The organism is Massilia sp. MP_M2 (assembly GCF_039123635.1).
In the GTDB taxonomy this organism is placed as follows: Bacteria; Pseudomonadota; Gammaproteobacteria; order Burkholderiales; family Burkholderiaceae_D; genus Telluria.
Window position 1 is genome coordinate 186,582 of record NZ_JBCHJF010000003.1, and the last position, 25,155, is coordinate 211,736.

Here is a 25,155-nt window from a genome sequence, read left to right on the forward strand (position 1 = left end):
CCAATTTGACTATCCGTCAATCTCTCACCAATCGATTACTAGGACTTCCATGAGTGCGCCGCGTGTTCTTATCAGTATCCTGAACTGGAATAAAGCGCCAGATACCCTCGAATGCCTTCGCTCGTTGCGCGCGCAGGTGCACGAAGGGTTCAGCGTCGATGTTCTGGTGATCGACAATGGCTCCGCGCCGGCCGACTACGCCGCATTGCAGGCATCGGTCGACAGCGCATGGGTCACCATCAAGCGCATCGACAACAATCTCGGTTTCACCGGAGGGCACAATGTCGCGATCGCGATGGCGATCGAGCAAGGCTATGACTTCATCTGGCTGCTCAACAACGACGCCACCGTGGCACCTGACACGCTGTCGAAACTCGTCAATGCGATCGTGCCCGATGCGTTGTGTGGCGCCGTATCGCCGGTTTTGTATCCGGAAGCTGGCACCGCGCACGAACACGGCTGGGGCATCACGCATGACTGGCGTTCGCGCTCACATGACTGGATTCCCGATGCCCACGCCTCGATGCAACTGCATACGACCGACCCCGAAGCCGTTTGCCTAACCGGCACCGCAATCCTGCTGCGTGTGCAGGCGCTACGCGAAGTGGGCAGTCTGGATGCGCGCCTGTTCGCCTATTACGACGATAACGACATCGGCACCCGGCTTGCGCGCGGTGGCTGGCGCAGCAAAGTCGTATTCGATGCATCGGCGATCCATGCGCTGCGCACCTTGGCCGAGCAACCGCCTTACTTCTTTTATTTGATGTTCAGGAATGAGCTGATTTTCTGGCATACCCACATGCCTCCGGCACACCGCAAGTTACTATGGCTGAAACTGGTCAACCAAAGCCTGTATCACGTCCACCGTCTACGTTATCGCGGATTTGCGCGTCAGGCTGACAGCGCCCTGCTCGGGGTTTGGGATTTCATACGTGGCACCAGCGGTGCGCCCAAACTCGATCGCAAGCCACCGCTAGCAATGCGGGCCGCGAGCCGGCTCCTGGCCTATATGCATGAGCGCCAACTGCGCAAGCACGAACCCAAGGCCGCAGCGACTGCTTGAACCATGCAGTCGGGCCATCGCGACGCTGCAGCACCGATGGCGCAACCTGCCGCAGTCTGGGGATCAATCTCGGCTCAATTGCCCTAAAGAAATTTCATTAACCTGCGCCGGCGTGCTTGTCGGCACGGTACCCTCATGACGCGATAATCGGCGCCCTAGCCGGATCAGCGGGATTTCAACGTATTTGTACGAAAAGTGGGCCAGAACGAATACGAAACCGAGGAAGCCAAACACCACGAGCGGCGAGGCAAATCCATGATCCTTTGTTGCTGCCTGTTGCCAAAGATAAATAGTGTAGGAAATCTGTCCCAGATAAGCTAGAAAGGGGAATCCGAAGAGTTTACCTATCGGTCGCTGATGCAGCGGCGTACCGAATACAACGGCGCAAATGATCAACGGTGCGGCGAGCGGGTAGACGACCTCCATCAACAGGGCTGGCAGAGCGATGAAATTTACGCCGAGCAGCACCGCGCATCCAGCGTACCAAAGCGCCACGGGCATGCGCTTGAGCAATGGCGCAGCCTTATGCTCATAGAGTGCAAACGCGCATCCCCACAGCATATAGTTGAATATCGACAAATAATAGGCCAACGCTGGCTGCCCTGCCAAGTGTGCCAGCAGCACGATTGCGATCAATACACCGATGACATTCAGAAGTTTTCTGCGCTTCCGGGCAATCGCCAAGCCGACGAAAAGCATCGGGAAAATCAAATAAAACTGTTCTTCGTAGGCCAAGCTCCATGTATGCGCCGCATACCAGCCACATCCACCCAGCATTTCTATATTGCACAAAAATAGAGCCGATTGCGTAAATTGCGCAATACTCATGTCGATGATACCGGCAGCTGTCATCAAGGCCAATAATAGCAAATAGAGAAACAGCGGAGGGAAGATACGGCACACGCGGCGGAAATAAAAATCGCGCATGCTGAGCGATCCGGAGCGAGCCACTTCATTCATCATACCCCGGCAAATAACATATCCGCTGAGGCAAAAGAAAATGTGCACGCCAAGCCGCCCCAACGGATGGATTCGCCAAATCAAACCGGGAAACGTTTCCCTATAAATAGGATGGCTGAACTCAATGATGTGGGAAATGATGACCAAGGCGATAGCAAAAAAACGCCAGGTGTCGATATATCGCACGCGACTATTATTCATTATAGATGCGAAAATTTTTATATCGACCAGAAATCGAAGGAGGCAACCAATAGCTCAGCCTGAACAAGCCGTGATACCTTTAGCTCATGACACTTACATGCGGAAATATACGTATTATCTGGCCTGTGTCAGGCGCCACATTACAAGCCTGAGCATAGAAGGCATATTCAGGATCACCTTCTTGATAGTGAAGCGCCTACCCTGAGGCTGCTGCCTGAATTTCTTGAGCATGCGCGAAGCAAGGGCAAACTCACCGCGTGCGAACGCTGCATCGAATACGTATGCGCATCGCTCATCCATCCCGGCATCGAACGCTGCGCGATACGCAAGGATGCCCTGGTGGTGCTCCAACGCATACTCCATGATCTGGATCTCACCATCAATGTGACGCACCTGATCCGCGGAATCGTTACCATCGTGCCGCCGCACACGAGCCAGCGGCATCCTGCAAAAACCAACTTGCGCACGAACGACCGCGCGCAGGGTAAATTCAAAATCCTCTGCACCGACCCGATTGAATCTGACATCGTAATGCCCGATTTCATCGAATTTATCGCGCCTGATCGTCAGGCCTGTGACGAACAAGATCTGGAATTGTAGGATGCGAGGAACAAGTCCGTCAATGTACATCGCCATGTCTTCACGAAACACCACATCGTCATATAGACCAGCAGGAGACGAAGAGAAACGATCACCAAAGACAGTTTTCTGATTAAAAGACACAAAATTACTGTAAAGAACGTCGCACTGAGGATGTGCACCAAGCCAGGTCGAGAAAATATCGAGAAAATCGGGCTCCAGCAGATCGTCGGAATCGCACAATGTTACATAATCGCTGGTTGCGGCCCGGATTCCGGTATTGCGTGCAGACTGAACACCGTTGTTTTTTGTCCCAATAATGGTGATGCGATCGCGGTAGGTTTCCAGTACTTCAAGCGTATTATCGGTGGACCCGTCATCGACGACGATGATCTCGGAAAACGGCGTGCGCTGGGCCAACGCGCTTTCGATTGTTTCTCCAATCAGATGTGCGCGGTTATAAGCAGGAATAACCAATGCGAAGGTTACCCTGGCATGCAGAGCCTGAACCATACGGATCCTAGATAAGTTGAGCGCACGAATGCGGAAGACATACCCGGCCGGCGAAGAAGCCCTGCTGGCCGGTCAGTACTACTTGCTCTGATGCTTCAGATGCTCTTTCAACTGCGTCAATCCCATGAATTGACCGCCCTCGGCACGGAACCATGCGCAGTAGTCATGAACAGTAGAAATGAATTGCTCGAGCTCAGCCTGGGTGCGCACGTACGGGGTATGTCCTGCCACCAGCGATGGGCTGTGGTAAGTCAGCGAAAAAACCTGGCAACCATCGGCGAGCAGCGAGCGGGTCAGTCGGCGCATTTCCTTGCCATTGGCGGCTTCGGGACTGAGACGAATTCGCTCAAGCGCGCGGCTGCGGGCCAAGATGCCCCCCAGGTGTGCCTTGCACGCCCATGTCTGCTGGGCCAGGTCATCCAACGCGAGGCCGCGCCGACGCAGCCAGCCGGCGTAACCGGTCGTCACAGGCAATTCGAGCAAGGTGGCGCTGCCCGTTTCGCACCAGTAGGGATGCTCGTCGAAGGCACGGAAATCCGGTCCGCCATCGTCAGTGAATGCACTGTAGGGGACTACGCTGGCATCGATGTCGTAACCAAGCGCGGCGATCGAGTCGGCGGTATGCGGCCCCAGGCCGTAGCGACCAGCCTTGAACGCCATTGGTGCACGGCCAAACGACGTCGTGATCGCCTCGGTAAGCATGCGCAGCTTGTCGTACTCGAGCTGTCGCGGCAGATTGCCCGCATACGAGTTGAAGCGAGACACTTCTTCATCGTAAGGCGGCGACACCCATGGGTGCAGATGGGTGCCGATCTCGCAGCGTCCTTCTTCCATCAGCTTGCGTAGCACGGTGACCGAAGTCGGCGTCGTCGCAACCGGCCAGTCGATCATATAGGTCGGCACAATCCCCATGCGGTCAAACACGCGGTCATGCATCAGGGGCTGGGCGGCGATCGAACTGGTGCCGACATTGGCGCGGTCGAACGGTTGGTCCCACGCGAACTCTTCTTCGGTGTCGATGATGACCAGTAATACTGGCGGCGATCCGGCGGCAAGCCTGGCCGGGTTATGGTTGCTCGTACCTAACATGAGATAGTTTTTTGCAAGGGTTCAGAGGAGGCTGATACGGTAGGTAGCAGCTCGGCGAGGCAGACATCGATGCGCCGGTAGGTCGACAGGAACGTGGTCTCGTCCTTTCCCTCGGGGTCGAGGATCTGGACATCGACCGCGCTGCCGGCATCAGCCTCGCCGAGCAGGTAGATCCGGTCGACCAGATGCGGGTAGCGGGCCGCGATACTGTCGAGATTGATCTGATCGAACGCGATCACCAGGTCGGCCGCCTCCAGCAATGTTGCGCTGGCGTGACGAGAGCGGTGCGCGTCCATGGCCACACCATGGCGCGCCGCTGCAGCAATCGCCACCGCTGGCGATGGACGTTGATTGCGCGGCAGCATGCCGGCAGACGCGAAGCGAATGTTGGCACCGTCAAACAACTGTTTTGCCTTCAGTTCGGCATAACTGCTGCGGTTGATATTGCCCTGGCAGACGAACAGCACCTCGACCGGGCGTGCATCCCCGTGCGCCATCAACTCGCCCAGGCGCTGCTTCAAGCGGGCGACAACTGGCTGCCCCCTGCGCTGCGCGGCAAGACGGCCCGCAACCAGTTCGCGCAGTTCGTGCAGACCGGGCTTGGGGTCGTCCAGGACCAAGGTGTCGAAGTGCTCGCGGCCGAGCAGCATGCGATGAAAGCCCCAAGCCCAATTCGCGCAGTGTGCAACCAGCTTGCTCGGCTGGCCCGTCATTTCGGCAGCACTCATCCTGGTCTGCCACATGTCGAGCACCAAGTTGCGGCAATAGCGACCGGCGGGATAGTTCACTGCTGGCGTGATCTCGCCGTGCACGAGCAAGCGATACAAGCGGTACGGAAAATCCACGCCGATCGACACCGGCAGGGGCAGCGAGCCCCATGGCCGGGCGTTCACCTCGATCAGTATCCAGCCGCCGCCTTCATCGTCGATCTTGAACTCAAACATTGCCAGGCCGGTGTAACGGCTCGCGCGCACCATTCGTTCGACCGCCGCCAGCCTGCCAGGATCGAGCGCGGCGCTCTTGCGGTAATAGCCGCTACCGTTGAACTCGTGGGCGCGTACATGCTCGAAGGCCTGCAGCACTGCACCTTCAGCGCACAAGACCGAGACTCCTGCGCCAAAGCCGGGAAATTTCTGCTCGAACAGAATCGGAGCCTGCCGGTCTTGCCGTGACAGCCATGCCGCCAGAGCCTCGCGATCATCGACAATACGGGTGCTAGTTCGTACGTACAGCTCGGGCAAGGCGTACGACATCGGCTCCTTGATCACCACCGGCAGGCCGATGTCCGCCACGATGCTCTCGATCGTATCGTCCGGCGCCAACATCCGCCCCGGCGCAACCGCGACGTCACATGCCTGCGCCAGTTCACGCGTCTTGACCTTGTCGAAGAATGTGTCGAGCGTATCAGGCGACGGGATTGCCAGTGCGCACCGGGCTGACAAGCTATCGCGGTGAAGGCACAGCGGCAGCAGGCCACGCTCGTCGCAAGGGATGACCAACTTGAAGTCGTACTCTCGCAGCAGCGTTTCGATCGCCGCCAGCCAGGCGGCACCGCCGTCGAGGTAATACGGCAGGAAGTGCGCCTTGTGGATATACCGCGAACGAAGCGCCGGTGAACGGAAGTCGAACGGTGCAACATGCACTTCCAGGCCCTGGCGACCGAGCGAGCGCACGGTTGCAAGGAAGCTGCGGGTGTCGTCGCCGATGACCAGAACTTTTTCGCGCGTGCTCATGCCCGGCCCCGGATCAATTGCCGCGCTGCCAAAACGCTTGTGTACAGAGCCCACTTGAGCGACGCGCGCGCAGCCAGCGCGCGGCGCGCATACTGCATCCCCAGCGCATGCCTGCCCTGGCCGGACCAGTAGCGCGACAGGTGACGCAGGATATCGCCCTCGTAGACCTGGCACAGCCTGCGGATCGCGGTGCTGTTCACGCTCATGGCAATGTGCTGCGATACCAGTGCCGACAAGAGCCAGCGTTCGGGCTGGGAAAAACTGCGCGACAAGTTGCTCTGGCGCGCCGGGTCTGGTACGTTGTGCTGCGCAACCAGGTCAGGATTGAAGAACACCACTCGCGCCGCATCGGCTGCACGCCAGAAGAAGTCGCGGTCTTCCTCGTACGAGGTGCGGGTCCAGAAGCCGCCGATGCTCTCGGCCGTGCTCTTGCGCAGCGCCACGATATTGAGCTGGGCGAAGCCGCCGCCACGCACCAATTCGTCCAGTGCTACGCGGTAGCCATGCAGATGGGTGCGCGGCCGGTGCGCCATGAGCGCCACAAGTGCCGGCAACCAATGCGCGCGTTCGGTAACCCCGAGGTGCGAAACGGCAATCTGGTTGGCGATGTACAGGTCGACGTCAGGCTGGCTATCGAACACCTCGGCCATCGCGGCCAGGTGGGTGTCACTGGTCCATATATCGTCATCGTCACAGAACGTTATGATCTGGCCAGTGGCGGCCTGAATGCCGGTATTACGCGCCAACGATGGGCCAAAACCCGGCCCACCAGCGGCGCCAAGCTCGATCAGACGCAAACGGCTGCCGAACTGTTGCTGCATGCCGACATACGCCAAGCGCGTGGGGGAATCCGAGCAGTCATCGACCACGATCACTTCGATGGCGTCGAACGTCTGCGAAACGATGTGCGCGAGCATCCGCTCAAGCAGCACTGGCCGATTGCGCGTTGGGACGATGACCGAGATCCGGCATCTGGAATGCGGATTGCAGCACGCCGGAAGGCTGCTTTCTAGTGGTCGGGCAGTGTCGCGGGATGACAATTCTTCGCCTTTAATGCGTTAGATTGCGGCGAGAAGGGCCGCGGAACGAATCTTGCCATCCTAACACACCCTTCTTCCTGCACACATCATTCGCGCGGTCAATGCCGCGTCGCAAACAGGTCTCCGCAACGGTGGGTTAGCAGCGTGCGATAGATGAACGCGCGCTGAGCGGCGATACTCTCATACGTCCATCTTGTTGTTTAAATTAGTTTCCCAAAAGAATTAATATTAATTAAAATAAATATTTGTTTTGTTTTTTGTAAATAAATTTTGTTTTTGCATGCCGAAGTTAATACTTGGCAAATAGCTCGATTCATAAGAAAAAAGCAATTTGTAAATGTATTAATGAACAGCCAAGCGTCATCAAGATGAAAGCTCGTTGCATTAGCCTTGCTTCCGATCACGCTGACATCAGCAATATCGGCTTGGTCAAGCACTAAATTTTTCCACCTCTACGGACCATTAGCGATGAATCATTGCTCGATTTTTAATTCATTTGGTTTTTCAATAATTAAGCCAATCTGGCGCTTGACATACAGCCATTTATTCATGGCACTTTGCATATGTTCCGTTGTTTTCATGTGGAAACAAATCGAAATTGAGGAGAATCAGAAGACGGGAATGATGAATCAGGGTAAAGTTAAGTTCTTCGAAGAAACTCTTTACTTAGCGAATCAATTGCCCAACTTCATGAATTCTCAAATGAAAACTCTGAACATACCTGCTGTGAGCGCCGAAACGATTTCCGCGCTGCACCCAGCCCAAACGCTCGTGCGTAGCACGGGCACCCGGATTGTTAGCGCCATGTGCGCGGCCATGCTTGCCGCCTGCGGCGGTGGTGGCGGTGATCCTGCAAGCGACGCCGTGTCGTTGGCGAAGACGACCACTGCCTTCGCCCCGAAGCCCACCAGTCCGACCACGCCGACACCTGTCAACCCAGCATCTCCAGGTGATATTACCGGTGCCGCCGCGCCGGTCGTCGCTGGTGCGACCGTGACTAATTTCCGACTCCAGAACCTGGGCAATGCACAGACCAATGTGCCGTTCACGTTTGGCCAGGTTATCGCCGCCGGCACCATGGCAGCGTCCGAAGGCCTCGCTGCAAAGTTGCCAGATGGCACACTACTGCGCTTGCAAAGCGATATCAAGGCAACCCATGCCGATGGTACGGTTCGTCACGTAATTATCTCCGGGATCATGCCATCCTTAGCCGCCGGCGCAACGCAAACTCTGGAACTGGTCAAGTCAAATACACCGGAGCGCAGCACAGAATCGGTGAAGAGCTTGACTAACAGCGGCCTGAGCAGCAAGGTCACCATTAAGGTCGAAGGTGTTGAATATAGTGCGTCGCTAGTTGATGCCTTTGCTGACCCGGCACCGACGAGATGGCTGTCGGGTAAGATAGCCAACGAGTGGCTGCTGACCACGCCGCTTAAAAATGCTGCCGGCATTGCGCACCCATGGCTCACCGCGCGTTTTGACGTACGCTGGTACTCAAGCTTATCGAAACAGGCGCGAGTCGATGTTGTCGTTGAAAACGATAAGACGTTCAAGGCTGCGCGCACGCTGACCTACGATGTCGATGTCGAAGTTGGTGGCCGCTCGATCTATAGCAAGATCGGTTTGATGCATTACCATCATGCGCGCTGGCACAAAAGTGGCTGGTGGGATGTCAAACGCGAGCCTGCTGTCCATGTCCAGCACAATGGTGCATATCTGATGGCAACGAAAGCAGTCTCGAACTATGACCGTACCATCGTTCCAGCCGAGGACACGTTGGCTATCCTGGACAAGCAGATCCGCGAATCGGAAACCGGACCGATGACTATCGGTCCTGTTGTCTCGTATATGGGGACCGCCGGTGGGCGTGGGGATATCGGTCCTTTGCCGATGTGGTCAGCCATGTACCTGCTGTCTGCAGACAAACGCGCTCGCGATGCGATGATGGCTGCTGCGGATGGTTCTGGTACCTGGTCGATACATTATCGCGATGAAAATACCGGCCAACCTGTCCGCACCGACAACGAAGCAAACAAAGACATCAGCACGCACTTGAACATGTCGCAGAACGGCCCCTTGCCGGTGCCACGTTGTGCCAACAATAACGGTGCCTTATGTATCACTCATCATGAAGCAGACACCGCGCATCAGCCGTCGCTTGCCTACCTGCCTTACTTGCTCACCGGCGACTATTTCTACCTTGAGGAGCTGCAGTTCTGGGCTTCGTCGAACCCCTTGGGTACCTCGTCCGGTAACCATGGACGAGGCCAAGGTCTGGTGCGTTGGCAGCAGCTTCGCGGCCAGGCGTGGTCACTGCGTACGCTCGGCCATAGCGCATACATCACGCCGGATGTCCACCCTCTGAAGGGCTATTTCAACAAACAGGTAGACAATAATCTGGACTTTTACCATGAGACGTATGTTGTAGGTAACCCGAACAAGCTTGGTGTCTACGACGGTTCGGGTTCGAACGCGTTTGCAGTGAATGGTTCGGCTGCCTGGCAGGACGATTTCCTGACTTGGAGTTTCGGTTATCTGGCCGAACTTGGCTTCACCAAGGCAACACCAATTTTGAATTGGAAAGCTAAGTATCCTGTCGGGCGCATGACTGCACCGGGCTATTGCTGGATTCAGGGGGGGCCGTACTGGCTGAATTTCCGCGATGCGCCTAACACGCCAATTTACGACAGCTTCGAAACCTTGTACAAAGCTAACTTCGGCGGACCGTCGTTCAGCAACGACGATGGCGAGCAATTTATACATCCGAACGGTATCAAATTCATCGACCTACCATGCGGTAGCCAGGCTCAGGCCGATTACTTAACACTGGCCAATGGCTACACTTGGCCGGCGGGATTCATGACCGGATATTCAGGTACGGCACAAGGGTATCCATCGAACATGCAACCAGCACTGGCAGTCGCAACCGCATCTAGCACGCCAAACGCAAGTCAGGCTTGGGCAACGTTTGCAGCACGCGCTGGCAAGCCGGATTACACTAGAGCACCGCAATGGGCGATCGTTCCTCGCTAATCATTACCGGTCTTGGTCTGATTTGATATGCAAGGCTTTCCTTGACAGGAAAGCCTTTTTTGTTGGTGCCGTGGCACTTATTTGCACATCGTCGGCTTCCAACATCACAGGCGATTGTTACGTTATGGGGTACGAATCAGAACTCGCGTCGTTCAAGTTGCTCCGAGCAACGATGTTCTATTTTCAACATTTGTTTAGAGAAACCGTCTACCTCATCTGTGGCAGTTTATAATGAAAAGCGCAGTGACAGGTATTTTGCGATACCGCTCAACACTGGCGATTGTTCCACTACACGGTAGCCAAGACTGGCACCTGTAACCAAAAGTCAACTGGAGTTTTACAAGATGTCGTTGCTTAACAGGGCTGTCCAGCGCATTAAACGAGACTATTTCCGGCATCAGTATCAAAATACCGCAGAGACCATTCTGGAGACGATGCCCGTCAATCAGGGCTCACTGCCATTCGTACTGCTGTCGATGGTATGTGCCCGCGATGTCAACTCTTACCTGGTCGCGGTCAAGTCGTTCGTGCATTTTGCTAACCCTACCCGCATTGTCGTCGTGTGCGATCCAAGCATCACCCCCGCGCATCGCGCAGTGTTTAAACAGCATATTCCTCATCTCGAACTACGTAGCGCCGACGAATTTACCCACCCGGACATCCCGCGCGGCGGCACGTGGGAGCGACTGTATGCAATTTCAGAATACGTGAAGGATCATTACGTCATCCAACTGGATGCCGACACGATCAGCATCCAGGCCATGCCTGAAATTCATCAGGCCGTCCATGACAAAACCGGTTTTGTCCTCGGTGAGATGCCGGACACGCCCGTACGCCTGTTGCCAGCCGTGCGCGCCAATGCCCTACCATGGATCGAGCCTGCAGCACACATCCAGGCGTTTGCCGAAACTGAAATGGTGAATGTCGGCCTGCCGGTCAGCGCTTGTTATATTCGGGGTTGTTCCGGCTTTACAGGCTTTCCGCCTTCGTCAACAATGCGCGAAACTATGCTCGATTTTTCGCGCCGCATGACTGGTGCTCTTGGCGAACGTTGGAGCGAGTGGGGCACCGAACAGGTTACCTCAAACTTTTGCGCCTCAAATATGCGTGGTACTGTCGCCCTGCCGTTTCCCAAGTACGCCACGCCTAATGTTGCCACTGCGGAGACTGCCTTTTTTCACTTTATCGGGTCAATGAGATTTACCAATAGTCAGTACCAAATTCTTTCGCGTCAGGCAATTCGGCTAATCAGCGGTACCGCTGCTTAAGCTAGCGCTTTGCCACGTCATCATCTCTTGTAACATGCCCCATGGTAAATCTGCGTCGCTCGCTAATCATCAATTTCTTCTCCTCATCCGGCGCAGCATTTCTGCAGTTCGTCGTCAGCGTACTGCTGGCCCGTATGCTCAGCCCGAGCGAGATTGGCGTTTATTCGATGACAGTCGTGTTCGTCAACCTGGCCCACGTGTTCCGGGACTTTGGCGTATCGACCTATCTGCAACAAGAGGCAATCCTCACGCCGGACAAGATCCGGTCAGCCACCGGCGTCGTCTTCGCGACCTCATGGCTGATCGCAATCAGCCTGTTCCTGGCGAGCGACTGGATCGGACGCTGGTTCAACGAACCCGAGATCGTACCGGTGATGCGCGTGCTGGCGATTGGCTTTTTGCTCATTCCATTTGGAACGGTGACCAATGCATTGCTGACACGCGAATTCGCAGCGGAAAAACAGGCGATTGTGATGGCAGTGGGGACCATCAGTTTCTGCGTTAGCTGCCTGGTCCTGGCCAAACTGGGCTTTGGCAGCATGAGCCTGGCCTATGCCAATCTGATCAATATCATCGCCTGTGCGATCGCCTACATTCCACTGCGCCCAAAAAACACGCCATGGACGCCTTCTTTCCGGCACTGGCGCGGCGTGGCCCACTTCGGCATCGGCTCACTGCTGGCCAGTTGCGCCGGCGCGATCAATAACGCCATCCCTGACATCTTGCTGGGAAAGATGGGCTCGGCGCGCCTTGTAGGCCTGCTCAGCCGTGCAAATTCGACGGTCACGATTTTTACCTACGTCGCAGGTTCGACGGTCAATTATGGCGCGGTGTCCTACTTGGCACAGTCCCATCACCGTGGCGAATCGCTCATTCCCACACTTAGCCGGGCGACCGCATTGCTGACCGGGGTCGGTTGGCCGGCTCTCGCGTTGACCGCTTTGCTGGGCCATGAAATCGTACTGGCACTGTATGGTGCAACTTGGCTGGCCAGCGTGCCGGCGATCCTGCCGCTGACGATTGCCGCAGCTGCCGGGATGATGTTCAACTATATCCCGGCAGCTGTCACGGCCATCGGGCGTCCTTACCTGAGCGCCATTCCTGTCCTGATTACGTTAGCAACCCGGATCGGGTTTGGCGTAGCGCTGTTCGACGGCGGCCTGACCGGCTTTGCCTGGGCTCTATGCTGGGCCTCGCTCGCCGCCACGCCCATCGTTATCATGCAACAGCAGCGCTACTTTCATTGGACGTTCAGCGCACTGCTGCGCGCCATGGTGCCGAGCGCATTCGTTACCGTCGGCACCATTGCCGCTGGCATCGTATTGAACCTGGCCATCCCCGCCGACTGGCCGGCGCTGGTGCGGCTGCTGGTGATGCTCACGCCACTGGCCCTGTTCTGGTACCTGATGTTGCGCGTTACCCGGCATGAACTGCTGGACGAGGTGCACCGCATGGCCGCCACGGTCAAGATGAGACTGGGTCGGCTGCTACCGACTGTATAATTCGTTCAAGGTTCCTCCAGACGAGAATGACGATTATGTACTTCGATGAAGTAAAGACCATCCTGATTGACGTGCTGGCCCTGGGTGAGTCAGGCCAACACCTGAGCGAAGATTCCCCCCTGCTGGGCAGCCTGCCGGAGCTCGATTCGATGGCCGTGGTCAGCCTGATCGGCGCCCTCGAAGAACGTTTCGGTATCGCCATCGACGACGACGACATCAGCGCCAGCACCTTCGCCACCCTCGGCACGCTTGCTGCGTTTGTCGCGCAGAAGCAGGCCGAATGACAGCCAGCCAGGTTACGCCCTCCGCCGAGCCGTTCTTCCTGAAGATCGGTGCAGGCCAGCGCTTTTGCCTGTTTCATCCGCCGCACGGCCCCTGCCGTGGTGCGGTGCTGTACGTGCCGCCGTTTGCCGAAGAAATGAACCGTTCGCGCCGGATCGCGGCGCTGCAGGCGCGTGAAATGGCCGCGCTCGGCTATGGCGTGCTGCAACTCGACCTGTACGGCTGCGGCGACAGCAGCGGCGACTTCGGCGACGCACGCTGGGCCATCTGGAAAGATGACCTGGCCGCCGGCGCGCGCTGGCTCGAGACGCGCCTTGGCCAGCCACTGCTGCTGTGGGGCCTGCGTTTGGGCGCCCTGCTCGCGCTGGACTATGCGCGCACCGCGCAGCACCCGGTCAAGGCACTGATCCTGTGGCAGCCGGTGCTGAGCGGCGCGGCCTACCTGACCCAGTTTCTACGCCTGCGCACGGTCGGCGCGCTGCTGGCCGAGGGCGCGTCCGGGCACACCGGCACTGCGGCTCTGCGCGCCTCGCTGCAGGCAGGCGAGACGCTCGAGATCAGCGGCTACGACCTGGCGCCCGAACTGGCCGCCGCCATCGACGCGCTGGCAGCGCTCGAAGACTTCACGCCGGACTGTCCGGTGCACTGGTTCGAGGCGCTGGGCATGACCGGCCAGGGCACCTCGCCCGGCGTGTCTCCCGGCACGGCGCGCGCCAGCACCGCCTGGCTCGAACGCCAGGTCGACCTGACGCTGCACCAGGTGCACTGCCCCCCTTTCTGGACCACGCCAGAAATCACGATCTCGCCGGCCTGGCTGGCAGCCACGTCGACGGCGTTGCAGGAACGCAGTCATGGACATTGAAGAACGGGTCGTAACCTTCGAGTGCCAGGGCGACAGCCTGTATGGCGTGATGCACCTGCCCGAGAACCCGGGCACGCGCGCCGTGCTGGTGGTGGTGGGCGGGCCGCAATACCGCGCCGGCAGCCACCGCCAGTTCACGCTGCTCGCGCGCAGCCTGGCCATGAACGGCATCGCCGCCATGCGCTTCGATTACCGCGGCATGGGCGACAGCGAAGGCGCCGAGCGCGCGTTCGGGGACGTGGAAGACGATATCAAGGCAGCGATCGATGCCTTGATGGTGGCCGTGCCCGGCGTGCGCGAGGTCGTGTTGTGGGGGCTGTGCGACGGCGCATCGGCCGCCATGATGTACGCGCCGCTGGACGCGCGCGTGAGCGGCGTGGTGCTGCTCAATCCATGGATCCGCACGCCCGACAGCATCGCGCGCACCACCCTGCGCCATTATTACCGCGACCGCCTGGTCGACCGCGCCTTCTGGGCGCGGGTGCTGCGCGGCAGCTTCAATTACCAGCGCTCGCTGGCCTCGATGTTCCAGCTGGTGCGCACTGCATTCGGCCCGGGAACGGCGCCGCGCACCACGCTGGCCCTGCCCGACCGGATGCACGCCGGCCTGCATGCCTTCAGCGGCCGGGTGCTGGTGATCATCAGCGGCGCCGACCTGACCGGCCGCGAATTTTGCGACCTGGCCGAGGCCACGCCGAAATGGCGCCAGCTGCTGCAATCCTCGCGCGTCACCCAGTACCGGATCGACCGGGCCGACCACACGTTTTCACGCCGCGTCTGGCGCGATCAGGTCGCGCACTGGACCGGCACCTGGCTGCACAGCTGGTGAGCAGCCCTCAGCGGGCCTGGCGCGCCAGGCATCCGCTGAAATCGTCGAACGCGCCGTAGGTAGCGCTGCGGCCACGCTTCACACCGCACAGATCGATGCCGCCGACCGCGCTTGCCGCGCGCTCGGGCACGCCACCACGCCACGCCAGATCGCCGCTGCTCGGTGCCTCGAACAGGCTGCGCACCGGATGGTAGCCAGCAAACATCTGCCACAGCGCCGTGCTGCGGTTGTCTTCCAGGTGCAGCAAGCCGCTGTCACGGCTGCGGATCGGGCCATCGACCAGATTGCCGTCCAGGCGCGCGCTGCTGGTTGCAAAGCGCACGTCGATCCCGCCCGTATCGAGCAAGGTATTGTCCACGACGCTGCTGCGCGCTGCGCTGTTGAGATAAATGCCGACGTCCGAACAGCCCATCACGAGATTGGCGCGCAAGATGCCTTGTTCCTGCTCGGTGATGCAGCGCCCGTCGCGGCACACGGCCGCGCCGGTGCCGCCGCCGCCCAGCGACAGGCCCACCCGCTGGCCGGGCCCGCGCAGTGTGCGCTCGCACCACACCAGGTTGCGTTCGAAGACGTTGCCGCTGCCACCGCCCTTGGCGAACGCGCCGTAGCTGATCATGTCGCCCTCGCCCTTGAGAAAATCGCTGATCAGGTTGGCGCGCATGGTCCAGCCATTGGCGGCGACAAGGTCGATCGGCGTGACCGGGTTGGAGGTCTGGCGCACGCGCGTTGCCGTCAGCGTGTTTTGCTCGATCAGGCCATCGTCCGGGAAGCGCCCCTGTTCGCCGTTGATCTTGATATGGGCATTGAAGTCGGTGATCGTGTTATTGCGCGCGACGAAGTGGCTGGCCGCGCCCACCACGTGGAACGCATGCTCGCAATAGCGGTCCTCGCCGCACACGCCCCGGATGGCCAGGTTCTCGAAACGCCAGTGCGGCGCCTTGACGCGAAAGCCTTCGACCAGGTCGAACTCGAGCTGCACGCTACCCGGCTGCGCGGCCCGCACGACGATCGGGGCCCCGGCGCGGCCCGGGCGATTGACGTCGAGCGGCGCGCCGCCAAAGCGGTACACGCCCGGCAGCAGCGTGATGGTGTCGCCCGGGTTGGCCTGCGCCAGCGCCGCGCGCAGCGCATCCGGCGTGGCGACCACGATGGCGCCGACGGCATCGACGCCGACCGCGCCCGGTTGCGCGCCCAGCGTCACGGCAAGAGCGGCCGGCAGCGCCGGTTCGCCCCGATCGAGCCGCAGCAGCAACGCTGCGGTCACCTGCCCCGACTTGACGATGACCGGGTTGTGGCCGCTGGTGCGCTTTTCGATATACGGCGCCAGCGCGCGCGGCGTGACGCCCACCCGTTCGATCATCCATGCTGCGCCGATGGCGCCCACCGCCAGCAGCGCGAGAGCGCCGGCCACCGCCTTGCGCATCATGCGCTGCTCTTGATGCCGTGGCGGTTCATCAGGTCGTACATCGTCGGGCGGCTGATGCCCAGCATTTCCGACGCCTTGACGATATTGCCATCCGCGCGCGCCAGCGCCTTCACGATGGCGCCCTGCTCGGCCTCGTCGCGCACCTGGCGCAGGTTCAGCGGTTCTTCGACCGGCGTGTCGCCTTCCGGCAGCCCCAGATCGTCGGCCACGATGGTCGGGCCATCGGCCATGATCACGGCGCGCTTGACGCAGTTTTCCATCTCGCGCACATTGCCCGGCCAGGCGTAGCCTTCGATCGCCGCAATCGCGTCCGGCGAGAAGTGCAGCGTCGGGCGCGATTCCTGGGCGCAGAACTTGTTCTTGAAGTGGTGCGCCAGCAGGGCCGCATCGCCCTGGCGGTTGCGCAGCGGCGGAATCGTCACGACGATCTCGGACAGGCGGTAATACAAGTCTTCGCGGAAGCGCCCGGTGCTGCACAGTTCCTTGAGCTTCTGGTGCGTTGCGCAGACGATGCGCACGTCGACCGCGATTTCTTCATGGCCGCCGATGCGCTCGATCACGCGCTCCTGCAAAAAACGCAGCAGCTTGGCCTGCAGCGCCATCGGCAGGTCGCCCACTTCATCGAGGAAGAACGTGCCGCCGTGGGCCAGTTCAACCTTGCCCTTGGTTTGCTTGGCCGCGCCGGTGAAGGCGCCTTTTTCGTAGCCGAACAATTCGCTCTCGAGCAGGTTTTCGGGAATCGCGGCGCAATTGATGGCCACGAAACGCTCCTTGGCACGCGGCGAGAGCGCGTGCACCGCGCGCGCCAGCACTTCCTTGCCGGTGCCCGATTCGCCCAGCAGCATCACCGAGGCCGAGGTCGGGGCGACCTTCTCGATACTGCGGCACAGCTTGAGCATGCCGGGATCGCGGCTGATGACACCGGCCATCGGCGAATCGGCCTGGCCAGACTGCATGCGGCGGTTTTCTTCCTGCAGGTTGTGCAGGAAGAACGCGCGCTGGATGACCAGGTTGAGCACCTCGGGCTCGGGCGGCTTCTGGTGGAAATCGTAGGCGCCCATGGCAATCGCCTTGACCGCATTGGCGCGGTCCTGGTTGCCGGTCAGGACGATCACGCGCGTTTCCGGCGCCAGCGCCAGGATCTGCTGCAGCGTGGCCAGACCTTCGGTCGAACCGTCCGGGTCGGGCGGCAGGCCCAGGTCCATCGTGACCACGGCCGGCTCATGGCGGCGGATCTGCGCCAGCGCGCTTTCACGGTCGTCGGCGACCACCACGTCATACGCGTCGAAACTCCAGCGCAGCTGCTTTTGCAGGCCTGGGTCGTCTTCGATGATCAGCAGTTTTGGTTTGTTTTGGCTCACGGTTGTCCTTTCATCACGCAGCGCGCTCGGCGCCAGCCTCGCGGTACAGCGGCAACGTGACGGTAAATGTGCTTCCCTGTGCAGGCACGCTGGTCAATGCCAGTGCGCCGCCCAATTCGTGGATATACTCCCGGCTTTCGAACACGCCGATGCCCATGCCGGCCGGCTTGGTCGATTCAAAGGGCTTGAACAGCCGTTCGCGGATGAATTCTTCGCTCATGCCGGCGCCGGTGTCGGCCACGGTCACGGTGACCTGTCCGCCGATGCGGGCAATCGATACGCTGACACGGCCGCTGCGCGGCGTGGCTTCGATCGCGTTCTGGATCAGGTGGCCCAGCACGCGCTCGAGGCGTTCGCCGTCGGCCAGCACCAGCAGGCCCGCATCGACCACATCGAGCACCGGATGCGGCTCGAACGCGCTCTTGAGCGCAATCGCCTGGCGCACCACGTTCTCGACGCGCAGCGGCAACGGCCGTTCCGGCGCATCGTTGCGACTGAGCTTTTGCAGCATCATTTTCATCTTGTCGACCGAGTGTGTCACGGTATCGAGCATATCGCGCTGGAACTCGGGATTGTCGCGGTGCTTTTCGGCGTTCACGTTCATCAGCGACAGCTGGGCCACCAGGTTTTTCAGGTCGTGCACGACGAAGGTCGACATGCGGTTGAACGACTCGAACTGGCGCGCCACCATCAGTTCGTTGGCGGCGTCCTGCTGCGCCAGGTAACTGGCGGCCTGGCTGCCGGCGATTTCGAGCAGGTCGAACACTTCCCAGTTCAGGGACACTGCGCTGCGAGAATCCTGCAGCACGACGAAGCCGAACAGCTTGCCATGCAGGATCAAGGGCACGACCAGCCAGCCACGCGGAAATGCGAGGAGCCACGCCGGCAAGACCAGTTCGCCATATTTTTCGGGCAGGGCCGCGTATTCGCGCAGGTCGATTACCCACTGGGTGGTTTCCAGGAAGTGACAGAAATTCGAGTCGGCCGGCTCGGTCTCGGTGCTGGTGGCTTGCCACCCCGCCACCGGCTGATAGTGACCGCCATCGCCATCGCGGCGCTGCCACAACACGCCGCCCGGGCTTTCCACCAGCGCGCCGACCGCCTCGATCGCGCGTTCGCCGATGTGCGTGCTGTCGGACGACAAGGTGCGCGTGAAGCGCATCCATTCCTCGCGGTAGTCGTAGCCGTAGCTGTAGAAATGCTTGCTGATGAAGACCTTGAGCCAGGCGCGGAAGGTGCCCGAAAACAGGGTGCCGGTCAGCAGCAGCAAGGCGCCGCAGAGAAATGCGACCTGCATCACGCCGCCCCAGCTGCCGCCGAAATAGCGCAGGTAGTAACCGGCGAACCCCATCGCCAGCAGATAGATGGCCGAGCCGAACAGCGCGGTCGAGTGGAACATCACGCGGCGCGACAGCACCAGCGCATTCGAGCGCGACGTGCTGCGCTTGACGGCGGTGCCGATCAGCGGCATGGCCAGTGCATTGACAATGCCGCGCGCGGCCCAGGTGTCCGGGTGCATGTCATGGAACAGCATCGCCTGGCTGTACATGTAGAAGTCGTAGACGAACATCGCGCCGATGCCCAGGCAGGCGAACTTGATGGCCCAGCGCTCCTGGATCGTCTTGTTGCGGTAGACCTGCTCGACAAGCAGCATGCCGAGCACTGCCTGGCACACGCGCGCCGTGACGTTGGGCAGCAGGCCGCCATCCAGATTGAGCATCAGGTCGGTGCGCACGAAGACCGTCACCAGCAGCAGGATTACATAGCAAACGGCGCCGATGAAGATGGGCGTGCGCAGGCTGAACGGCCAGCGGCTGGCCGGATCGCGCGAGTTGCCCAGCAAGATGAGCAGCACGATGCACCAGGCAGCGCTGCGCAGGATTTCGAGGGTATCGGTCCAGACCGACCATAGTTCGTGGCCGGTGGCAGCTTGCCCGGCCAGCGCGGCGGACCAGAGCGCAGTGAAACCGCATGCAAGGGCAATGGCGGCAACCTGGGTGCGGCCGCGCCAGATGGTGAGCAACAGGCCGATCAGCAACAAGAACCCGATCGCGGCGACGCTATAGCTGTAGACGGCAATGGTGGTCAACGTATGCCATCCATGAAAACGACCATTGAAAAATTCGGGACAGAAACGTTAGAGCCATCGACCTGCGGTGCGCGCACGGCTAGCCGATCCGGGATGATCAACGTCCGCTACGGAACAACACGACCTTGAGCGTATTGATCAGGATGAGCACATCCAGGAACAGGCTGTTGTTCTTGACGTAGTAGAGATCGTACTGCAATTTCTGCAGCGCATCCTCAGCCGACGAGCCATAGCCATAACGCACCTGCGCCCAACCGGTAATGCCTGGCTTGATGCTATGACGGACATTGTAATATGGAACCACTTCGATCAGCTGCTGGACGAAGTAGGCGCGCTCTGGCCGTGGGCCCACGAACGACATGTCGCCCTTGAACACGTTCAGGATCTGCGGCAGCTCGTCGATCCGGGTCTTGCGCATGAAGTTGCCCACACGCGTCACGCGCGGGTCGTTCTGCGCCGCCCACTGTGGCGTTCCGCCTTTTTCGGCATCGGCGCGCATGCTGCGGAACTTGTGGACACGGAAAATCTTGCCATCCTTGCCGACCCGCTCCTGGGAATAAAAGACCGGGTTGCGGTCTTCCAGCCACACGGCCAGCGCCGCGCCGAGCATGATCGGGAACGTCACCGCCATGATCAGCGTGCTGCAGATCAGGTCGAACCCGCGCTTCATGAAGATACGGATGAAACTCTGGTCGAAGCCACCACCGAACACCAGCCAGCTCGGCTGCAACGAATCGACCCGGATCTGGCAGGTTTCGCGCTCGAAGAAGGTGGCGGCATCGGTCACTTTCACGCCTTGCAGCTTGCAGTCGAGCAGTTCCTTGATCGGGAAGCTGCCGCGCCGGTTCTGCACCGACACGACGATTTCCTGCGCGCCATACTGGGTCGCCATCTTGACGAGCGAATCCCCTTCGCGCACCTTGAGCACGTCGGAGGCTGGCACGCACATCTCGTCGCTGCCCACTGGAATGAAGCCGACGACCTTGTAGCGGTGATAGCTGTTCTTGTTGACCGCCAGGTCGCTGCACTCCTTGGCCAGCGCTCCGTTGCCCAAAAACAGGATGCGCGACTGCATCAGGCGCAGTTCGGACGTCTTGAAGAAGATGATGCGCGCGATGAAGATGCCGGCTGCGGCAAGGCCAAAGCCCAGCAACAGGATGCCACGACCGAAGTACAAGTCAGGCGCCACATAGAACACCAGCGTCAGGATCAGGAAACCCATCAGGAACGCCGGCATCAGCTTCATGAAGAACGGATGACGCAAGCCTTCGTCGAAGTCGAGCTGGTACATCCCCATGGCGCTCATGCTGAAGCTGACCGCCACCGCAAATGCGACGGCCGACGCCAGGAAGTGATCGAACTGGTCGGTCGTGAGCGGTGCGCCGATATCAAGAAAACGCATTGCCGCGCCTGCATAGGCGGCGCCCAGGAGGATCAATATTTCCACGAATAGCAGGACGAAAACGATCTTCGACACGTAGTGGTTAGAGATCCGAAACATGTTATTCCCCAGAATTGATGATTACGCTTACTGCATACCGAGATGCCGAATGCACGCGTCGTACACCCGCTACACCACCGTTGCCTGTGTTGGCAGTTACTAACTTCTTCGATTAATTGTCAACCAATACAACGGCAACCACACGTAACGTTACACGTTGAAATACGCACATGGGTTCCAAAGGACACCGGCATACAGCTGGTGACTTGGCAACGCCATGGAGACAAGGTCAATCCGGGAAATTATTCCATGATCCGACATCGCAATGAATTTCTTGCAAGATCAACATCATTTTTAAGTTATTGTTTTGACATATTTTTAACATTCAATATAGCATGGAAACACCTGGCCACTCAACGACAGGCTGCTGTCCCGTCAGCTTGTTGCAACAAGTGCCTTGCCAGACTCTGTGAGCTTGTCAGGACCGTTGCATCAGAAGACAGCATTAGTTCCATAGCGCAATAATGTCGGCGAATTTTAGCATTGCTGGTGTCTAAAGCCACGCAAACGTTGTAATCGTGCGCTATAGATTTCAGAATAATTGATGAACAACAGAGAAGTGCAGGCAGGAAGTGGTCAATAAGACACAGCAGAACCAGAACTGACGTGGATAGTAAGGAGAAAAAGCGTGATTGCAGGCAAGCGTTGCAGAACAACGCCAGATGCTGGAACGGGGGAAATGGCAAGATGCCAAATTGGTGCGGCTGGCTGGAATCGAACCAGCGACCCTTGGCTTCGGAGGCCAATACTCTATCCACTGAGCTACAGCCGCACTGGCAAGCGTAGCGAAGGATACAGTCTTTCGTCGAGTACGTCCATGGGGTGCGCCGGAAAAACCCTGGCATCAATACAGGTTTACACTATAATAAGATGCTTGACGGCACTTGCAAAAAAGCCACTAGATCGCAGCGCCCCAGTGGCCGGTTTTTTTAATTGAATTAAGGAAATCATGAGCGACGCACAGCACGACCACGAATCCCTCATTCGTACGCCAAAACAGCTCGCGATTGCTGTCGCCGGGTTCTTCCTGGTGATTGTCCTTGGCATCATCCTGCTGGTTACCTTCGTCACCAATGCCTCGACCACCGGCGCCGGTAGCAACGCCCAGAGCGCCGAAGCGATTGCCGCGCGTATCCGTCCCGTCTCCGATGCAGGCTTTACACTGCGCGACGCCAATACACCACGTGTCCTGCTGGCAGGTGGCGCCGTGTACGCGGCCAGCTGCGCAGCGTGCCACGATAGTGGCATGGCCGGTTCCCCCAAGACGGGCGACAAAGCTGCCTGGGCGACTCGCCTGGCGCAGGGTTACGATACGCTGCTCAAGCACGCGATCGAAGGCATCCGCGCCATGCCGGCCAAGGGCGGCAACCCCGATCTGGATGATCTGGAAGTGGCGCGCGCGGTGGTATTCATGACCAATCAAAGTGGCGCCAGCTTCAAGGAGCCGACTGCACCAGCACCGGCCGCTGCAGCCGCACCGGTTGCCGATGGCGCCGCCGCTGCGCCGGCTGGCGCGCCGATCGCTGCAGCGCCGGCCGTCGTAGCGGCAGCTGCGCCTGCGGTGGCCTCAGCAGCTACCGCCCCGGTTGCCGGCGCAGTCATGGCCAGTGCCGACACGGGCAAAAAAGCGTACGAGACGGCGTGCATCGCCTGCCATGGCGCCGGTATCGCAGGCGCGCCCAAGTTGGGCGACAAGGCGGCGTGGAGCGCACGTATGGGTCAGGGCGCCGCGGTCCTGTACGACCACGCCATCAAGGGGTTCCAGGGAAAAGCCGGTTATATGCCACCGAAAGGTGGCTCCACGCTTCCTGATGCCGACGTCAAGGCTGCCGTGGACTACATGACTGCTGCGATCAAATAGCCGTTGCCAGGAATGGCAAGACCACAAAGCGCCGGTATCGGCGCTTTTTGTTTGCCTGTCATTTTTACTTCCGGCAACGCCGGGGAACCTGCGGGAGCAACACCCCATCCAATATTAATTGAACAATTAATTGGGTTACTTTTAAACCCCCATATTTATCATATGTGACATATTGATTTAAAAGTAAAGTAACAATTGCTTACAAAGCGGAACAAATAAATACATTATCCTGCACAGCCTCCAGTCGAAATAAATTCCTCGCGGAATCTTTACAGGATCAGTACATCATGTCCCTCCGTTCCAAATCTGCCGTGCCCGCTTCTTGCCGCCTGTCAGCGGTTTTCCTCGTATCGCTCGCCGCAGCTGGCGGCGCTTCTGCCGCCACTCTGTCAGTGGGGCCAGGAAAAACCTACGCTGCGCCCTGCGCTGCCTTTGCCCGTGCACAGTCCGGCGATACCATTCAGATTGACGGTGGCAAATCCTATAACGGCGACGTCTGCGCCATCGGTGCGAGCAACCTGACCATTCGCGGCGTGAATGGCCGTCCCATCATTGATGCCAAAGGCAGCAATGCACAAGGCAAGGGTACCTGGGTTATCCAGGGCAACAACATCACGGTCGACAACGTCGAGATGGCCGGCGCGTCGGTACCGGACCGCAACGGCGCCGCACTGCGTATCGAAGGCACCAACTTCACGCTGCGTTCCTCGTACCTGCGCGATAACGAGAACGGCATCCTGACCGGCGCCAATGCCAACAGCAGTATCGTGATCGAAAACACCGAGTTTGCTTCCAACGGCCGGGGCGATGGTTACACCCACAATGTCTATATCGGCCATGTGGGCAGCCTGACGTTCCGCTACAACTATTCACACGACGCCAATGGCGGCCACAACCTCAAATCGCGCGCCAGCATCAACACGATCAACTACAACCGTTTCTCGAGCAGCACCGGCAAACCGAGCTACGAGATCGACCTGCCAAATGCCGGTACCTCGTATGTCATCGGCAATGTGATCCACCAGCCGGCCAGCCACAACAACCCCGGTTTGCTGGCGTATGGCAATGAAGGCGCGAGCAATCCCAAGCAGGATCTGTATGTGGTCAACAATACGTTCCTGAACGACGACAGCGTGCGCGGCACCTTCGTGCTGGTCGGCGGTAGCGTGACGACGCCGGTTCTGCTGCAAAACAATATCTTCGGCGGCACTGGCGCTGCGACCAACCAAGCCAATGCCATCGACCGGACCAACTACCGCTCGCTCGTGCCCGGCTTCATCAACCGCCTGCTGTTCGATCTGCATCCGATCGCGAACGTGCTGGTGATTAACGCCGGCTCGGCCCCGGGTGTGTCGGCCTCCGGTGTGTCGTTGACGCCAGTGGCCCAGTACAAGCATGTGGCGTCGGGCGAGACCCGTACTGCTGCGAGCGCGCGCGATATCGGCGCCTACGCGGCGCTGAGCTCGGGCAGCACGCCAACGCCGACGCCAACGCCTCCCCCAACGCCGACACCGACGCCATCCACCTGGACCAACTGCGCCAACGAAAACGCCACCTGCGGTTTCAGCGGCACGCGTGAGGTGCGCTATGGCGCGGGCAATTCCTGGGTCGTCAAAGTGTTTACCAACAATGTCCAGTGCTCGAACGCCGTGTTCGGTGATCCGATCGCGGGCACGGTCAAGACCTGCAGCTATGCCGGCACCCCGTCGAGCGCGCCCACCCCGGCGCCGACCACGCCCGTGACCTGGACCACATGCGCCGCCGAAAACGGGACTTGCGCGTTCACCGGCACCCGTGACGTGCGCTATGGCGTGCCCGGCGCCTACGCCACCAAGGCGTTCACGACGCGCACCGCCTGCACCAATGCCGTGTTCGGCGATCCGATCGAAGGCACGGTCAAGTCGTGCAGCTATTCGAGCCAGGCGCGCTGATCGCGTAGCAGGCAAACGGAAACAACAAGGGC

At 59.5% G+C, this 25,155-nt stretch carries 18 protein-coding genes and 1 tRNA gene; 9 read left to right on the forward strand and 10 right to left on the reverse strand.

Translation table 11 applies throughout. The annotated features are described in order from the left end of the window. Positions 1 to 49 precede the first annotated feature (49 nt). Positions 50 to 1,063, forward strand: a complete 1,014-nt coding sequence (locus RCH14_RS08570) for a glycosyltransferase family 2 protein (RefSeq protein ID WP_343025715.1) — start codon at positions 50 to 52, stop codon at positions 1,061 to 1,063. Positions 1,064 to 1,126: 63 nt separating this feature from the next. Here RCH14_RS08570 and RCH14_RS08575 read toward each other — a convergent pair whose 3' ends face one another. The 5 genes from RCH14_RS08575 to RCH14_RS08595 all read right to left on the reverse strand — a co-directional run bounded on the left by RCH14_RS08575 (position 1,127) and on the right by RCH14_RS08595 (position 7,178). Next, positions 1,127 to 2,224: an acyltransferase gene (locus RCH14_RS08575; protein WP_343025716.1), complete on the reverse strand. Its 1,098-nt coding sequence runs from the start codon at positions 2,222 to 2,224 to the stop codon at positions 1,127 to 1,129. A 114-nt stretch (positions 2,225 to 2,338) separates the two neighbouring features. Beyond that, complete coding sequence (locus RCH14_RS08580; protein WP_343025717.1) at positions 2,339 to 3,316, reverse strand: glycosyltransferase family 2 protein; 978 nt, start codon at positions 3,314 to 3,316, stop codon at positions 2,339 to 2,341. A 78-nt stretch (positions 3,317 to 3,394) separates the two neighbouring features. Then, positions 3,395 to 4,405, reverse strand: coding sequence for a polysaccharide deacetylase family protein (locus RCH14_RS08585; protein WP_343025718.1), 1,011 nt, complete (start codon positions 4,403 to 4,405; stop codon positions 3,395 to 3,397). After that, on the reverse strand, positions 4,399 to 6,138 hold the full coding sequence (locus RCH14_RS08590) for a hypothetical protein (protein WP_343025719.1): 1,740 nt from the start codon (positions 6,136 to 6,138) through the stop codon (positions 4,399 to 4,401). The genes RCH14_RS08585 and RCH14_RS08590 overlap by 7 nt, the downstream gene beginning before the upstream one ends. After that, on the reverse strand, positions 6,135 to 7,178 hold the full coding sequence (locus RCH14_RS08595; RefSeq protein WP_343025720.1) for a glycosyltransferase family A protein: 1,044 nt from the start codon (positions 7,176 to 7,178) through the stop codon (positions 6,135 to 6,137). The genes RCH14_RS08590 and RCH14_RS08595 overlap by 4 nt, the downstream gene beginning before the upstream one ends. A 390-nt stretch (positions 7,179 to 7,568) precedes the next feature. On the opposite strand from RCH14_RS08595, the gene RCH14_RS08600 reads away from it, so the two are divergent. The 6 genes from RCH14_RS08600 (at position 7,569) to RCH14_RS08625 (ending at position 14,954) form a co-directional block, all read left to right on the forward strand. Continuing rightward, positions 7,569 to 10,211, forward strand: a complete 2,643-nt coding sequence (locus RCH14_RS08600; RefSeq protein WP_343025721.1) for a hypothetical protein — start codon at positions 7,569 to 7,571, stop codon at positions 10,209 to 10,211. A gap of 344 nt (positions 10,212 to 10,555) precedes the next feature. Continuing rightward, on the forward strand, positions 10,556 to 11,479 hold the full coding sequence (locus RCH14_RS08605) for a hypothetical protein (RefSeq protein WP_343025722.1): 924 nt from the start codon (positions 10,556 to 10,558) through the stop codon (positions 11,477 to 11,479). 41 nt (positions 11,480 to 11,520) lie between these two features. Beyond that, complete coding sequence (locus RCH14_RS08610; protein ID WP_343025723.1) at positions 11,521 to 12,981, forward strand: oligosaccharide flippase family protein; 1,461 nt, start codon at positions 11,521 to 11,523, stop codon at positions 12,979 to 12,981. Positions 12,982 to 13,016: 35 nt separating this feature from the next. After that, the gene (locus tag RCH14_RS08615; protein ID WP_343026025.1) at positions 13,017 to 13,265 is read left to right on the forward strand and encodes an acyl carrier protein; all 249 of its coding nucleotides are present in this window, start codon (positions 13,017 to 13,019) and stop codon (positions 13,263 to 13,265) included. Further along, complete coding sequence (locus RCH14_RS08620; protein WP_343025724.1) at positions 13,262 to 14,125, forward strand: hydrolase 2, exosortase A system-associated; 864 nt, start codon at positions 13,262 to 13,264, stop codon at positions 14,123 to 14,125. Before RCH14_RS08615 ends, RCH14_RS08620 begins: the two co-directional genes overlap by 4 nt. Continuing rightward, positions 14,115 to 14,954 carry a hydrolase 1, exosortase A system-associated gene (locus RCH14_RS08625; protein WP_343025725.1) on the forward strand — a complete coding sequence of 280 codons (840 nt, stop codon included), beginning with the start codon at positions 14,115 to 14,117 and terminating at the stop codon, positions 14,952 to 14,954. The genes RCH14_RS08620 and RCH14_RS08625 overlap by 11 nt, the downstream gene beginning before the upstream one ends. Before the next feature lie 7 nt (positions 14,955 to 14,961). Here the strand turns inward: RCH14_RS08625 and RCH14_RS08630 are convergent, their stop codons facing one another. The 5 genes from RCH14_RS08630 to RCH14_RS08650 form a co-directional block, all read right to left on the reverse strand. After that, on the reverse strand, positions 14,962 to 16,380 hold the full coding sequence (locus RCH14_RS08630; RefSeq protein WP_343025726.1) for a right-handed parallel beta-helix repeat-containing protein: 1,419 nt from the start codon (positions 16,378 to 16,380) through the stop codon (positions 14,962 to 14,964). Further along, positions 16,377 to 17,741 carry a PEP-CTERM-box response regulator transcription factor gene (prsR, locus tag RCH14_RS08635; RefSeq protein WP_343025727.1) on the reverse strand — a complete coding sequence of 455 codons (1,365 nt, stop codon included), beginning with the start codon at positions 17,739 to 17,741 and terminating at the stop codon, positions 16,377 to 16,379. The genes RCH14_RS08630 and prsR overlap by 4 nt, the downstream gene beginning before the upstream one ends. 13 nt (positions 17,742 to 17,754) lie before the next feature. Then, the gene (gene prsK / locus RCH14_RS08640) at positions 17,755 to 19,830 is read right to left on the reverse strand and encodes an XrtA/PEP-CTERM system histidine kinase PrsK (RefSeq protein ID WP_343025728.1); all 2,076 of its coding nucleotides are present in this window, start codon (positions 19,828 to 19,830) and stop codon (positions 17,755 to 17,757) included. A 97-nt stretch (positions 19,831 to 19,927) separates the two neighbouring features. Next, entirely contained in the window at positions 19,928 to 21,331 is a 1,404-nt protein-coding gene (locus RCH14_RS08645; RefSeq protein WP_343025729.1) for a TIGR03013 family XrtA/PEP-CTERM system glycosyltransferase, read from the reverse strand. A 696-nt stretch (positions 21,332 to 22,027) separates the two neighbouring features. Next, positions 22,028 to 22,103 (reverse strand) — tRNA-Arg (locus RCH14_RS08650). A gap of 177 nt (positions 22,104 to 22,280) precedes the next feature. On the opposite strand from RCH14_RS08650, the gene RCH14_RS08655 reads away from it, so the two are divergent. Both RCH14_RS08655 and RCH14_RS08660 read left to right on the forward strand, forming a co-directional pair. Further along, positions 22,281 to 23,192, forward strand: a complete 912-nt coding sequence (locus tag RCH14_RS08655; RefSeq protein ID WP_343025730.1) for a c-type cytochrome — start codon at positions 22,281 to 22,283, stop codon at positions 23,190 to 23,192. 287 nt (positions 23,193 to 23,479) lie between these two features. Next, positions 23,480 to 25,123 (forward strand): hypothetical protein, encoded by a 1,644-nt coding sequence (locus RCH14_RS08660; protein ID WP_343025731.1) that lies wholly within the window; start codon positions 23,480 to 23,482, stop codon positions 25,121 to 25,123. Positions 25,124 to 25,155 lie beyond the last annotated feature (32 nt).

Coding starts and splice junctions, on each gene's coding strand:
- RCH14_RS08625 (WP_343025725.1), top strand. CDS start 14,115: ATGGACATTGAAGAACGGGTCGTAACCTTCGAGTGCCAGGGCGACAGC.
- RCH14_RS08590 (WP_343025719.1), bottom strand. CDS start 6,138: ATGAGCACGCGCGAAAAAGTTCTGGTCATCGGCGACGACACCCGCAGC.
- RCH14_RS08580 (WP_343025717.1), bottom strand. CDS start 3,316: ATGGTTCAGGCTCTGCATGCCAGGGTAACCTTCGCATTGGTTATTCCT.
- RCH14_RS08610 (WP_343025723.1), top strand. CDS start 11,521: ATGGTAAATCTGCGTCGCTCGCTAATCATCAATTTCTTCTCCTCATCC.
- RCH14_RS08585 (WP_343025718.1), bottom strand. CDS start 4,405: ATGTTAGGTACGAGCAACCATAACCCGGCCAGGCTTGCCGCCGGATCG.
- RCH14_RS08570 (WP_343025715.1), top strand. CDS start 50: ATGAGTGCGCCGCGTGTTCTTATCAGTATCCTGAACTGGAATAAAGCG.
- RCH14_RS08655 (WP_343025730.1), top strand. CDS start 22,281: ATGAGCGACGCACAGCACGACCACGAATCCCTCATTCGTACGCCAAAA.
- RCH14_RS08660 (WP_343025731.1), top strand. CDS start 23,480: ATGTCCCTCCGTTCCAAATCTGCCGTGCCCGCTTCTTGCCGCCTGTCA.
- RCH14_RS08575 (WP_343025716.1), bottom strand. CDS start 2,224: ATGAATAATAGTCGCGTGCGATATATCGACACCTGGCGTTTTTTTGCT.
- RCH14_RS08615 (WP_343026025.1), top strand. CDS start 13,017: ATGTACTTCGATGAAGTAAAGACCATCCTGATTGACGTGCTGGCCCTG.
- RCH14_RS08605 (WP_343025722.1), top strand. CDS start 10,556: ATGTCGTTGCTTAACAGGGCTGTCCAGCGCATTAAACGAGACTATTTC.
- RCH14_RS08630 (WP_343025726.1), bottom strand. CDS start 16,380: ATGATGCGCAAGGCGGTGGCCGGCGCTCTCGCGCTGCTGGCGGTGGGC.
- RCH14_RS08620 (WP_343025724.1), top strand. CDS start 13,262: ATGACAGCCAGCCAGGTTACGCCCTCCGCCGAGCCGTTCTTCCTGAAG.
- RCH14_RS08645 (WP_343025729.1), bottom strand. CDS start 21,331: ATGTTTCGGATCTCTAACCACTACGTGTCGAAGATCGTTTTCGTCCTG.